Source organism: Streptomyces capparidis, assembly GCF_054782095.1.
Map to the genome: position 1 here is coordinate 1 of NZ_BAAGTD010000103.1, position 11,856 is coordinate 11,856.

At 75.3% G+C, this 11,856-nt stretch carries 10 protein-coding genes and 1 pseudogene; 5 read left to right on the top strand and 6 right to left on the bottom strand.

Annotation, left to right across the window (positions count from 1 at the left end):
• Positions 1 to 31: 31 nt before the first annotated feature.
• Entirely contained in the window at positions 32 to 1,336 is a 1,305-nt protein-coding gene (locus tag ACYVO2_RS36750) for an extracellular catalytic domain type 1 short-chain-length polyhydroxyalkanoate depolymerase (RefSeq protein WP_461012476.1), read from the bottom strand.
• A gap of 26 nt (positions 1,337 to 1,362) precedes the next feature.
• On the opposite strand from ACYVO2_RS36750, the gene ACYVO2_RS36755 reads away from it, so the two are divergent.
• Positions 1,363 to 2,502 (top strand): helix-turn-helix domain-containing protein, encoded by a 1,140-nt coding sequence (locus ACYVO2_RS36755; protein ID WP_461012477.1) that lies wholly within the window; start codon positions 1,363 to 1,365, stop codon positions 2,500 to 2,502.
• A gap of 4 nt (positions 2,503 to 2,506) precedes the next feature.
• Here ACYVO2_RS36755 and ACYVO2_RS36760 read toward each other — a convergent pair whose 3' ends face one another.
• From ACYVO2_RS36760 to ACYVO2_RS36770, 3 genes are all read right to left on the bottom strand, one after another.
• Positions 2,507 to 3,457 (bottom strand): alpha/beta hydrolase, encoded by a 951-nt coding sequence (locus ACYVO2_RS36760; RefSeq protein WP_461012478.1) that lies wholly within the window; start codon positions 3,455 to 3,457, stop codon positions 2,507 to 2,509.
• Positions 3,458 to 3,485: 28 nt separating this feature from the next.
• Positions 3,486 to 4,199 (bottom strand): polysaccharide deacetylase family protein, encoded by a 714-nt coding sequence (locus tag ACYVO2_RS36765; protein WP_461012479.1) that lies wholly within the window; start codon positions 4,197 to 4,199, stop codon positions 3,486 to 3,488.
• A gap of 141 nt (positions 4,200 to 4,340) precedes the next feature.
• Complete coding sequence (locus tag ACYVO2_RS36770; protein ID WP_461012480.1) at positions 4,341 to 4,778, bottom strand: SRPBCC family protein; 438 nt, start codon at positions 4,776 to 4,778, stop codon at positions 4,341 to 4,343.
• 262 nt (positions 4,779 to 5,040) lie between these two features.
• Between ACYVO2_RS36770 and ACYVO2_RS36775 the strand changes: the two genes are divergently transcribed.
• Positions 5,041 to 6,699 carry a catalase gene (locus ACYVO2_RS36775; RefSeq protein WP_461012481.1) on the top strand — a complete coding sequence of 553 codons (1,659 nt, stop codon included), beginning with the start codon at positions 5,041 to 5,043 and terminating at the stop codon, positions 6,697 to 6,699.
• Between the two features lie 76 nt (positions 6,700 to 6,775).
• On the top strand, positions 6,776 to 7,168 hold the full coding sequence (locus ACYVO2_RS36780) for a VOC family protein (protein WP_461012482.1): 393 nt from the start codon (positions 6,776 to 6,778) through the stop codon (positions 7,166 to 7,168).
• Positions 7,169 to 7,186: 18 nt separating this feature from the next.
• On the opposite strand, the gene ACYVO2_RS36785 is transcribed toward ACYVO2_RS36780, so the two are convergent.
• Together ACYVO2_RS36785 and ACYVO2_RS36790 are read right to left on the bottom strand one after the other, a co-directional pair.
• Positions 7,187 to 9,076: a discoidin domain-containing protein gene (locus ACYVO2_RS36785; protein ID WP_461012483.1), complete on the bottom strand. Its 1,890-nt coding sequence runs from the start codon at positions 9,074 to 9,076 to the stop codon at positions 7,187 to 7,189.
• Positions 9,077 to 9,111: 35 nt separating this feature from the next.
• Entirely contained in the window at positions 9,112 to 10,137 is a 1,026-nt protein-coding gene (locus ACYVO2_RS36790) for a LacI family DNA-binding transcriptional regulator (protein ID WP_461012484.1), read from the bottom strand.
• Between the two features lie 485 nt (positions 10,138 to 10,622).
• Here ACYVO2_RS36790 and ACYVO2_RS36795 point away from each other — a divergent pair, with 485 nt between their 5' ends.
• Together ACYVO2_RS36795 and ACYVO2_RS36800 are read left to right on the top strand one after the other, a co-directional pair.
• A complete protein-coding gene (locus ACYVO2_RS36795) occupies positions 10,623 to 11,564 on the top strand; it encodes a DUF1996 domain-containing protein (RefSeq protein WP_461012485.1) in 942 nt (313 codons plus the stop codon).
• 67 nt (positions 11,565 to 11,631) lie between these two features.
• Positions 11,632 to 11,856 (top strand): annotated as a pseudogene (locus tag ACYVO2_RS36800) (DUF4349 domain-containing protein); the annotation flags it as partial.

The window sequence follows — 11,856 nt, forward strand, 5'->3', positions numbered from 1 at the left end:
GGCGCGGGCGGGTCCGGCCGGCGGCCGCGGGTCAGGCCGTCCGGCAGGCCGAGCCGTTGAGGGTGAACGAGGCGGGTTTCGCCGTGTCGCCGCTGTGGGTGGCCTGGAAGCCGATGGTGGTGGAGGCGCCCGGCGCGATGGTGCCGTTGTGCGCGGCGTTCCGCGCGGTCACGGTGCCGCTCGCCGGGCTGTAGGTGGCGTTCCAGCCGGAGGTGACGGTCTGGCCCGCGGGCAGCGGGAAGCTCAGGGACCAGCCGTTCACCGCGGCGGTGCCGGTGTTGGTGATGGTGATCGAGGCGGTCAGGCCGGTGTTCCAGGTGCTGGTGGTGTAGGTGACCCGGCAGGCGCCGTCGGGGCCGGGCGGCGGGTCGGTGGGCGTCGTGCCGCCGTCCAGGCCGAAGAAGGCGATGACCCGGGCCGCCATGCCGGACATCGGCACGTTGTGGCCCACGCCCTGGAGGCTGATGGCCTCGACGGGCGCCTGGGTGCCCGTGCCGCCGTAGCGGGTGCGGGTCCAGTTGCTCTGCGGGCGGTCGGTGAACGACGGGGTCTGGCTCACGCCGTGCACGTTGGTCCACTGCTTGATCTGCTCGTTGAAGTTCGGGTAGCGCAGCGTGCCGTCCTCGGTGCCGTGCCAGATCTGCATCCGGGGCCTGGGGCCGCTGTAGCCGGGGTACGCGGCGCGCACCAGGTCGCCCCAGGCCTGCGGTGTCCTGGTGACCTGGCCGTTGGCGCAGGCGCTGTTCCAGCTCGACCCGTCGGTGGTGGCGAAGCAGCCGAAGGGCACCCCCGCGAAGGCGGCGCCCGCCTTGAACACGTCGGGGTAGTCGCCCAGCAGCACGTTGGTCATCATGGCGCCCGAGGAGGCCCCGGTGACGTACACCCGGTTCGGGTCGCCGCCGTAGGCGCGCTGGGCGTGGGTGACCATCGACACGATGCCGACCGGGTCGCTGCCGCCGCCGCGCCGCAGCGCCTGCGGGGAGGAGACGTCGAAGCAGTTGCCGCTCCTGGTGGCGGACGGGTAGACGACGATGAACCCGTACCGGTCGGCCAGCGAGGCGAACTCGGTGCCGGAGTGGAAGGCCGGTCCCGAGCCGGTGCAGTAGTGCACGGCCACCAGGATCGCCGGGCGGGCGGGGGCGTTGTCCGGGCGGTACACGTGCATGCGCAGGTTGGTGGGGTTCTCGCCGAAGTTGGTGACCTCGGTCAGCGTGGCCGCTCGGGCGCTCGGCGCGGACAGCAGCAGGGCGGCGAGCAGCGGTGCGATGCCGCCGAGCACGGCGGTCAGCAGGGCTCGCAGCCTGGTGCGGCGGGCCTTGCCTGCTCTGTTGGCCATGTTCATGTCCTTCCTACACTGCGGGTGTGAAGGGCTTGCTGCTGCGCCTGTCGGCGCTCGACGCGGACGCCGCCGCGGCGGTACGGGTGATCGCGCACTTCGAGGCGCTGCTGGCCGCCGGCGCCCTGGACCCCGCGGTGCTGGTCCGGTCCACCGCGGGGCTCGCGGAGTGCCCGGCGGGCCTGGCGGCGGGCGACGGCCGCACGGTGCGGTGCGGCCCGGACGGCACCGCGCTGGCCGGCGGGCCCGGCCGGGTCTCCGGCAGCGCGGACTTCGGGGCGGGCGGCCGGGTGTGGCTGGAGCGCCCCGGCGGGCCCGGGCCGCTGGACGAGCTGGTGCTGGAGTGGATGGCCATCGCCGCCACGGCGGCCGGCGGCGCGCCGGGGCCCGCCGCGGCCCCGCACCTGGCCGACCCGGCCCTGGTGGAGCTGGTCCTGTCCGAGCGGGAGGCGGTCCAGGACCGGGCCAGGGCGCTGCGGCTGCTCGGCCTGGCGCCCGGGCTGCCGCTGCGGGCGGTGGCGGTGGCCGACGGCAGCCCGGCGGGAGCGGGCGCGCGGGCGGTGGCGCTGGCGGGGCGCGGCGGCCTCGCCGGGACGGTGCGGGTGGCGGGGCTCGGGTCGCTCGGGGCGGTGCTGGTCCAGCGCGGGGACGGCGCGGCCTCGCCCGCGGAGGAGCTGCGGGCGGCGCTGCGGGACCGGGCCGGCGGGGCGGGCGCCGGGGCGGGCGGCTTCGGGGCGGTGCGGGTCGGCGTCGGGGGCGCGGTCGAGCCTTCGGCGGCGGCGGAGTCCTGGGCGCAGGCCGCGTCGGCGCTGCGGTTCGCGGCGGCGGACGGGACGGCGGAGGCGGTGGTGGACCACGACGAGCTGGGTCCTGTGGCGCTGCTCGCGGAGATCCCGGTGGCGCAACTGCGCGCCCAGCCGGACGTGCGGGCGCTGCGGAAGCTGGCGGACGGCCGGGACGGCGGGCCGCACCTGGCGGCGCTGGCGGCCTTCTGCCGCACCGGGTCGCTGCGGCAGGCCGCGGCCGAGCTGCACCTGCACCACAGCTCGGTGGCGGCCCGGCTGGCGCACGTGGAGGAGGTGCTGGGCTGGCGGCTGCGCGACCCGCGGGACCGGTTCCACGCCCAACTGGCGCTGTACGCCCGGCGACTGGCCGAGGCCCCGTGACCGTTCACCGCCCCAGCGCCCCGCGCAGCACGGCGACCGCCTCGGCGGTGATGCGTCGGACGACGGCGGCGTGCGGCACCATGACCGCGCCGTGGCAGGTGCCGGGGAAGACGTGCAGCTCGGTGGGGACGCCCGCGGCCGCGAGCGCGCGGGCGTAGTCGACGCCCTCGTCGCGCAGCGGGTCGAACTCCATCACCGCCACATAGGCGGGCGGCAGGCCCGCCAGTCCGGCGGCGCCGGCCCGGCCCGGCGCGGCGTACACGGGCACGCCCGCCGAGCCCGGCACCCCGGGGCCGAGGTAGTACTCCCAGCTCAGGGCGGCGTTGCGGCGGTTCCACACCGGGGTGTCGGTGAAGCGCACGGCGCTGGGGGTGGTCAGCCGGTCGTCCAGGGCGGGGCTGTGCAGGTGCTGGAAGCACAGCGCGGGGCCGCCGCGGTCGCGGGCGAGCAGCGCCAGGGCGGCGGCCAGGCCGGCGCCCGCGCTGTCGCCCCACACGGCGATCCGGTCGGGCCGCACGCCGGGGCCGCCCGCGCCGTCGGCCAGCCCGCACAGCGCGGCGTAGCAGTCCTCCAGCGCGGCCGGGTACCGGTGCTCGGGGGCGAGGCGGTAGTCGACGGAGGCGACCAGCGCGCCGAGCCGGGTGCTGAACAGCACGTTGGTGTCGTGGTCGACGTCCGGCGAGCCGAGCACGAAGCCGCCGCCGTGCAGGGCGAGCAGCACGGGCAGCGGTCCTGGCACGCCGCGCGGCCGGTAGGTGCGCAGCAGCACCGCGGGGGCGCCGCGCGGCCCGGGGACCTTGACCTCGGCGACGTCCACGCCCGAGGTGTCCACCCGGCCCACGGCCGCCGCCAGCTCCCCGGCCTGCGCGGCGCGGGCCGCGGCGAGGTCGCCGATGTCGACCGGCGGCGCCATGGCCAGGGCCGCCGCGAGCTCGGGGTCGAAGGCGTGGCGCACGTCCGGGTCTCCTCTCGGGCCGCCGCCGTCAGCCGCGGCGGGCGGGCAGGTCGAACCGCCAGCCGCGCCCGCGGTAGACGGGGATGATCCGGTCCACGGCCTCGACGGTCTGGCCGCGGTCGCCGCCGCCGTCGTGCAGCAACACCACCGAGCCGGGGGTGGCCTGCTCCAGCCGGGCGACCAGCTCGTCCGTGCCCGGCGGGTCCCAGTCACCGACGGCGAGCCGCCAGCCCAGCGGCTGCATCCCCAGCTCGGCGGCGACCTGCGGGGTCTGCCCCCAGTTGCCGTAGGGCGCGCGGAACCACCGGATCGGCGCGCCCGGGGCGACCTCGCGGATCAGGGCGCTGGTCTCGGCCAGGTCGGCGCGGACGCGGTCGGGCGTCCAGGTGCCCATGTCGTCGTGGTGCATGCTGTGGTTGCAGAGCTGGTGGCCCGCGGCGACGATGGCCCGCACCAGTCGCGGGTGCTCGCGCACGTGGTCGCCCCACAGGCAGAACACCGCCTTGACGCGGTGCTCGCGCAGCACCCGCAGCAGTTGCCAGGTGTTCGCCGGGTCCGGGCCGTCGTCGAAGGTGAGCGCGACCGTGTCGCCGCCGTGCCGGGTCCCGTCCACGACGGCGGGGGTGGGTCCGGCGGCCCCGGCCGGGGCCGCCGCCACCCCGTTCAGGCCCAGGGCCGCCAGGAGCAGGGCGGGCAGGGCCAGGCGGAGGGCACGGCCGGCTCGGGTGGTGGTCCTGGTCACGTGCGTGCTTCCCCTCGGTGTGCGCTGCGGTGCGGTGTGGGCAGCACCCTGCCACCGGCCCCGGGGAGCCGTCATCAGACGGGTGTCGGGGATGGGCGCCGTCCCGTCCGACCTTTGTCCGCCGCGGCGGGCGGCGGGCCGTCATGGTTCGCGGAGGAGGCCGTCGGCGAGGCGGCCGTACATCAGGCGGGCCGAGCGCCCCACCGCGGCGTCCAGCGCCCGGGGCAGGCCGCGGACGCGCAGCTCGCCCCACCACACCACCAGGCAGCCCGCGCCCCGCGGCAGCACCTCGACGCCGACCCTGCCGAGCACCACGCGGCCGCGCTTGGCCAGCAGGCAGCGGCCCGCTCCCCCGGCGTCCGGCGGCTCCCACCGCACGACCTCCATCGGGTCGTCGAACGCCGCGGCGCCGCGGCCGGTGCGGGCGAGCAGCCGGGTGCCGACCCGGGTGGGCGGCGGTGTGCGCACGGTGACGGAGGTCAGCGGCACGTGCGCGGAGTGGCGCTCCCAGCGGGTCAGCCGCCGCCACGCGGTCGCGGCGGGCAGGGCGGTGCTCCGCTCGACGCGGAAGAGGGCCACCGTCCGCGCTCCTTCCCTCGGGTTCCGCCAGGTGCCTCCAGTGTCGGCGAAGGGCTCCCCCGCCGGGGCGGGCGGGGCCGGGTGCCCGCGCGCCTTTCCCCTGCCCGGGTCGCTTCCGGCACGCACACGGCCGAACATCCGCCGATCGCCGTGTGTGGCTCCCGGCGGAAGGGGTACTGGGGGCCAGCGCGCGGCGGCGGTCCCGGCGGGGCCCGGCCGCGCCGCGGTCACGCAGGCGACGAAGTCGAAGGAGTCCAGGACCGTGACGGACGTATCGAGCAAGGGCCCGGCCGACGGCGACCACCGGCCGGTCCTCACCAACCGCCAGGGCCACCCCGTCTACGACAACCAGAACCAGCGCACCGTGGGCGCCCGCGGCCCCGCGACCCTGGAGAACTACCAGTTCCTGGAGAAGATCAGCCACTTCGACCGCGAGCGCATCCCCGAGCGGGTGGTGCACGCCCGCGGGGTCACCACCTACGGCTACTTCGAGGCGTACGGGGCGTGGGGCGACGAGCCGATCAGCCGGTACACCCGGGCCAGGCTGTTCCAGGAGTGCGGCAAGCGCACCCCGGTGGCCGTGCGCTTCTCCACCGTCATCGGCGGCCGGGACTCCTCCGAGGCGGCCAGGGACCCGCGCGGCTTCGCCGTGAAGTTCTACACCGAGGACGGCAACTGGGACCTGGTCGGCAACAACCTCGGGGTGTTCTTCATCCGGGACGCGATCAAGTTCCCCGACGTCATCCACGCCCTCAAACCGGACCCGGTCACCTTCGAGCAGCAGCCCTGGCGGATCTTCGACTTCATGTCGCAGACGCCCGAGAGCATGCACATGCTGGTCAACCTGTTCAGCCCGCGCGGCATCCCGGCGGACTACCGCCACATGCAGGGCTTCGGCGTCAACACCTACAAGTGGGTGGACCCCCACGGCGGCACCAAGCTGGTCAAGTACCACTGGATGCCCAAGCAGGGCGTGCGCAGCATGACCGCCGAGGACGCGGCGCTGGTGCAGGCCGACAGCCTCGGGCACGCCACCAAGGACCTGTACCAGGCCATCGAGCGCGGCGACTACCCGGAGTGGGAGCTGCTGGTGCAGATGATGGACGACCACGACCACCCGGAGCTGGACTTCGACCCGCTGGACGACACCAAGACCTGGCCGGAGCAGGAGTTCCCGCCCAAGCCGGTGGGCCGCATGGTGCTGGACCGCACCGTGGACAACTTCTTCGCGGAGAACGAGCAGATCGCCTTCGGCACCGGGGTGCTGGTCGACGGCCTGGACTTCTCCGACGACAAGATGCTCGTCGGCCGGACGTTCTCCTACAGCGACACCCAGCGGCACCGGGTCGGCCCGAACTACCTCCAGTTGCCGGTGAACCAGCCGAAGAGCGCGCCCGTGCACACCAACCAGCGCGACGGCCAGATGGCGTACCGGCAGGATCCCTCCGGCACCGATCCGCGGGTCAACTACGAGCCGTCGGTGATGGGCGGCCTGCACGAGGCCCAGTACCCCACGCACGACGACCAGGGCCCGGAGATCCGCGGCCGGCTCACCCGCAAGCGCATCCCCCGTACCAACGACTACATGCAGGCCGGGCAGCGCTATCTGCTGATGGAGCAGTGGGAGCGGGACGACCTGGTGCACAACTTCGTCACCCAGATCGGCCAGGCCGCCCGGCATGTGCAGGAGCGGATGGTGTGGCATCTGCTGCTGGTCGAGAACGAGCTCGGGCTGCGCGTGGGCGAGGGCCTGGGCATCTCGCCGCGGGACGTGGCCCACCTGGAGCCCCTGGAGAGCCAGGACCTCACCGAGGAGGACCGCAAGCGCCTGGCCAACCTGGGCGACAACCCGCCGCGGGACGTGGCCGGCCTGACGATGACGCACTGCGTGCCCGACGAGCGGCACGTCGTGACCCGCTGAGCCCTCCTCCGCGCCCCGGCGCCCCGCGCGCCGGGGCGCCGGGGGTATCTCCGTCGGGCGCGGGTAACGGGGGGAAATGGCGACACGACAACCACGACTCACGCTGGCCGCGACCGTGCTCGACGCGCCCGACGCCCACGAGCTGGCCTCCTTCTACCGCCGGCTGCTGGGCTGGACGGTGCAGGAGGACGAGGAGCACTGGGTGAAGATCGGCCCTCCGGACGGCGGCCCCGGCCTGTCGTTCCAGACCGAGCCGCGCTTCGTCCCGCCGTGCTGGCCCGCGGCGCCGGACGAGCAGCAGATGATGCTGCACCTGGACTTCGAGGTGCCCGACCTGCCAGCGGCGGTGCGGCACGCCACCGGGCTCGGCGCCACCCTGGCCGAGTACCAGCCGCAGGACGACGTGCGGGTGCTGCACGACCCCGCGGGTCACCCGTTCTGCCTGTTCGTGCGCGCGACGCCGGGCTGACCCGCCCGCGGCCCGCCGTCACCCCTTCTGCTCCACGCGCACCCAGTCGATCTCCGCCTGCACCCCGCCCGCGGCGATCCGGTCCACGCTGGACTGGGGCAGGCCCCAGTAGGGGCTGGTCACCTTGTTCCAGCCCGCCGGGTAGGCCCCGCCCAGGGCGAGGTTGAGGATGACGTACTGGTTCCGGTCGAACACCCACTGGCCGCGGGTGGACTCCAGCTTGTTGCGGGTGGTCTCCTGCACCAGGCGGTCGTCGACGTGGAAGCGCATGGTCGTCGGCGTCCACTCCACCGCGTAGGTGTGCCACTGGTCGGCCCGCCCGCCGCCCGGGTAGACCTGGCGGGCGCCGATGCTCCCGTCGGCGGAGTAGCCGGGGCCGTGCAGGGCGGTGCTGGTCCAGTCGGCGTAGCCGATGTTCTCCATGATGTCGGTCTCGCCGGAGGACGGCCACGACACGGCCGGGTCGTCGACATCGCTGCCGAGCAGCCAGAACGCGGGCCAGAAGCCGTCGCCGACGGGCAGCTTCATCCGCGCGCTGACGCGGCCGTAGGTGAAGTCGAACCTGGTGTTGGTGTCGATCCGGCCCGAGGTGAAGTCGTAGGTGCCGCCGCCCGCGCTCGTGCAGCCCTTGCAGTGCTTGGCCCGCAGCACCAGGTTCCCGTTCTCGGTGCGGATGTTGTCGGGGGAGTCGACGTACGCCTGGGCCTCGCCGTTGACCGAGCCCATCTCGTGGCCGGTCCTGACCACCCGCCACTTGGCGCGGTCCAGGGCCGGGCCGGTGAAGTCGTCGAAGAAGGCGGTCCGGTAGCCGCCGGGCTGCTCGCCGGGGAGCGCGGGGTACGCGGCGGCGGCGCTGCCCCCGGTCCCCCACACCTCGAACTCGTACAGCGAGTAGCCGAACTGGGCGGTGGCGGGCGCCGGGTTGTGGAAGGAGCGGCGCTCCTTGCCGAGCATGCGCACATAGCGGCCGGTGGCGGGCTGCGGCAGCCTGACGGCGTCGTGGCGGCCCACGGCCTCCGCGGGGGACTTCACATCGGCGCGCCTGGCGGCGACCTCGGTGGCGGACGGCCGGTACACGGTGCGCCAGGTCCTGTTGTCGTCCGAGACCTGGAGTTCGTAGTCGACCGCGTAGGCGGCCTCCCAGTACAGGTCGACGGTGTCGATCACGGAGGTGGCGCCGAGGTCCACCGCGATCCAGCGGGCGGCGTTCCAGTCGCTCGCCCAGCGCGACCGGTCGGCCTTGAGGTCGGCGGGCCGGCCGCCGTCGGTGACGAAGGCGGGCGAGTTGCCGGCGTGCTGGTAGTAGTTGGCGTACGCGGGGTGGTGCAGGGCGAGGTTGGCGCGGGTGGTGGAGGCGGGCGCGGGCGTGCCGCCGTGGACGCGGAACGAGTACAGCGAGTAGCCGTAGGGGGTGGCGCGCTCCACGCCGCGCAGGCGCACATAGCGGCCGGTGACCTCCTGCGGGTAGGTGTGGGCGGTCACGGTGCCGCCGGTGCCCGCGGTCTCGGTGTGGAACGGCGTCCAGTCGGTGCCGTTCCCGGAGACCTCCAGCACGTACCGCTTGCCGTAGGCGGCCTCCCAGTCCAGGACGACGCGGTGGATGCGCACGGTGCCGCCGAGGTCCACGCGTATCCAGGCGGTGTCGGAGAAGTCGCTGGACCAGCGGGTGGAGCCGTCGCCGTCGAAGGCGGCGCCGGGGGCGGTGCCGGCGTTCTCGCTGCCGGACGCGGTGACGGCGGCGGGGTTGGCGGCGTGGGCGGCGGCGCCCCGGTCGGTGTCCCAGGCGGCCGCGGCCCGCGGCGCCCGCGCCCCGTCCTGTTCCGCGGCGAGGGAGGGGCCGGCCAACAGGGACAGGGCGCAGGACGCGGCCAGGGCGGTGAGCAGGGTGCGGGGGGTGCGGGTGGGCATGCGGCTCTCCTTGGGGGAGGAGGTGGGGGTGCCGTTCAGGTGGTGGCGCGCCCCGCGTGGCTGGGCCGGGGGGCGGGCGCCGACTCGCGGACGACGACCTCGGTCGGGAGCACGACGGGGTCGGTGGGCGCGGCGCCGCCGGCCAGTCGGGCGAGGAGCAGCCGGGCCGCCGTCTCCCCCATCCGCCGCATCGGCTGCCGGACCGTGCTCAGGGACGGCTCCGTCAGCGGCGCCGCCGGGATGTCGTCGAACCCGATGACGGCCACGTCGTCCGGCACCCGCAGCCCCGCGGAGCGCAGGGCGGCGAGCGCGCCGATGGCACCGAGGTCGTTGTGCGCGAACACCGCGTCGAAGGCGCGGCCCTCGCCGATCAGCCGGCTGACGGCCCGCCGGCCGCCGCCCTCGGTGAAGTCGCCCTCGACGACGAGGTCGATGGGCAGGCCGTGCGCGGCGTAGGTGTCGCGGAACCCGGCGAGCCGGTCGCGCACGCAGCCGAAGCGCATCGGCCCCGTCAGGACCAGGGGGCTGCGCCTGCCGCCGGCCAGCAGGTGGCGGGCGGCCGCGGCGCCGCCGTCGCGGTTGGCGGCGGTGACGTGGGGGAACTCGGGGTGGTGGCCGCGGTCGTCGACGAGCACGACCGGCAGGCCCTTGCGGTGCAGCGCGGTGAGGATGCCGAGGGTGTTCTCCGGCTCCACCACCAGCAGCCCGTCGAAGGCGCGGGCGGAGACCTGGCCGGTGAACCGCCGGACGGACTCGGCGCCCCGGTTGCAGGTGTACAGCAGCAGCCCGTACTCCGCGGCCTCCAGGGTGTCGACGACGCCCTGGACGACCTCGCCGATCCACGGCCAGGTGAGCGAGGGCACGAGCATGCCGACGGTGCGGCTGCTGCCGCGGGCCAGGCCCACCGCCTTGCAACTGGGCACATAGCCCATGCGGTCGATGACCTCGCGGACCCGGGCCGCGGTGACGCGGTCCACCTCGCCGCGGGTGTTGAGCACTCGGGAGACGGTGGTCTTGCTGACTCCGGCCACGCGGGCCACGTCCGCGATGGTGACGCGCACGGCTACCTCCGCCTTGCGGGACGAGCGCCGGGGGCGCGTGCCGGCGGACACGCGGCCGTGGGGTACGGCCGGAGGTCCGGCCCCGGCGCCGGTCCCGGCTGTGGTCCGGGACCGGTGCCGGAACCGGTTCCGGCGGGTGCACGACGGCGAGTCAACCTGAATGTCATGGCGACGTCAAGACTTCGCGCACGGGTCCGCATGACGCCGCTTCCGCGTTCGGAGCATGAACGGCCGGTGGCGCGGAATGTCCGGCGAGTCCTCGATGACCTGGGCTCAGGCCATGCCTTTGGGCACCGGGGGCGCGATGACTTCGACCGGTGAACATCCTGGAGTTGGTCCGTACCAAGTTCGACGCAGGCTATTGACGCTGCCATGACATAGAGGTTCACTCGCCGCGCAGGCCGGAACCGGTGACGGAACCGGTTCCGCTCACTCGCTGGCGCCGGAACGCCCGCCGCGGGCGCCCGGCCCGAAGGAGGAGTGACGTGTCATCGCAGACCCCCCACACCCCCGCCGCCCCCCGGGGCGGCGGGCGCAGGCCGCGCAGCCGGCCGGCCCTCCTGCTCGCCCTCGGGCTCGTCCTGAGCACCCTGTTCACCATCGCGCCCGCCGGCGCCCAGCGGGCGGGCGGCGCCGCAGCCGCCGACGGAGCGGGCCCCCGGGTCGTCCGGGTGGCGGAGTTCCTCGCCGAGTGCCCCTACAGCCACCGGCTCCCCGACGACCCGATCGTCTCCCCCGGCCTGCCGGGCGCCTCCCACATGCACAGCTTCTTCGGCAGCCGGGTCACCAACGCCCACACCGGGCTCGCCGACCTGCTCGCGTCGTCCAGCACGTGCAGCCCCGCGGTGGACAAGTCGGCGTACTGGGTGCCGACCATGTACCGCGGCGACCAGCCCGTCGAACCCACCGGCGTCACCTTCTACTACCTCGGTGAGGGCGTGCGCGAGGACGTCACCCGCCGCATCCGGCCGCTGCCCCTGGGGCTGCGCGTCGTGGCCGGGAACGCCAGGGCGGCCGGGGTGAACGACCCGACGTCGATCGCCCGCTGGTCCTGCCTGCACCACGGGGAGGTCAACCCGTCCAAGGACTTCGTCACCTGCCCCGCGGGCTCGATGCTGGAGTCCTACCTGGACTTCCCGCAGTGCTGGAACGGCAGGGACCTGGACTCCCCCGACCACAAGAGCCACATGTCCTACCCGGTGAACGGCGACTGCCCGGCCACCCACCCCGTGCCCGTGCCCAAGCTCCGGCAGGTGCTGCGCTACCCGGTGTCGGGCGGCACCCAGGGGCTGCGCCTGGCGTCCGGCCCCGGGTACACCATGCACGGCGACTTCTTCAACGCCTGGCCCGAGGCGGAGATGGCGCGCAGGGTGACCAACTGCATCAACGCCATCGTCAAGTGCGGCGCGGACGGCAACCCGTCCTGACCCGGCCGGCCCGGCGCCGCCCCCGGCGCCGGGCCGCTGCGCACCCCGGCACCCCACGGAGGACCCGATGACGACATCCGCCGCGCGCCCCCGCCGCCCGGTGCGGGCGCTGCTCGCCGCGGTGGCGCTGTGCGCCCTGACGCTGACCGGGTGCGGCGGGAGCGGCGACGGCGCGGGCGGCGGCGCGGCCGGTGCCGCCGCCCCGCCGCGCGCCGCCCCGCCGTCCCGGGCGGACGGCTCCGGGCCCGCGCGGGCGGACGCCACCGCGGGGCCGAACGCCACCGACATCGCC

What these genes read in the sequence shown, in the direction of transcription:
- ACYVO2_RS36750 (WP_461012476.1), bottom strand. Translation starts at nt 1,336, where the DNA reads ATGGCCAACAGAGCAGGCAAGGCCCGCCGCACCAGGCTGCGAGCCCTG.
- ACYVO2_RS36780 (WP_461012482.1), top strand. Translation starts at nt 6,776, where the DNA reads ATGGCGACACGACAACCACGACTCACGCTGGCCGCGACCGTGCTCGAC.
- ACYVO2_RS36785 (WP_461012483.1), bottom strand. Translation starts at nt 9,076, where the DNA reads ATGCCCACCCGCACCCCCCGCACCCTGCTCACCGCCCTGGCCGCGTCC.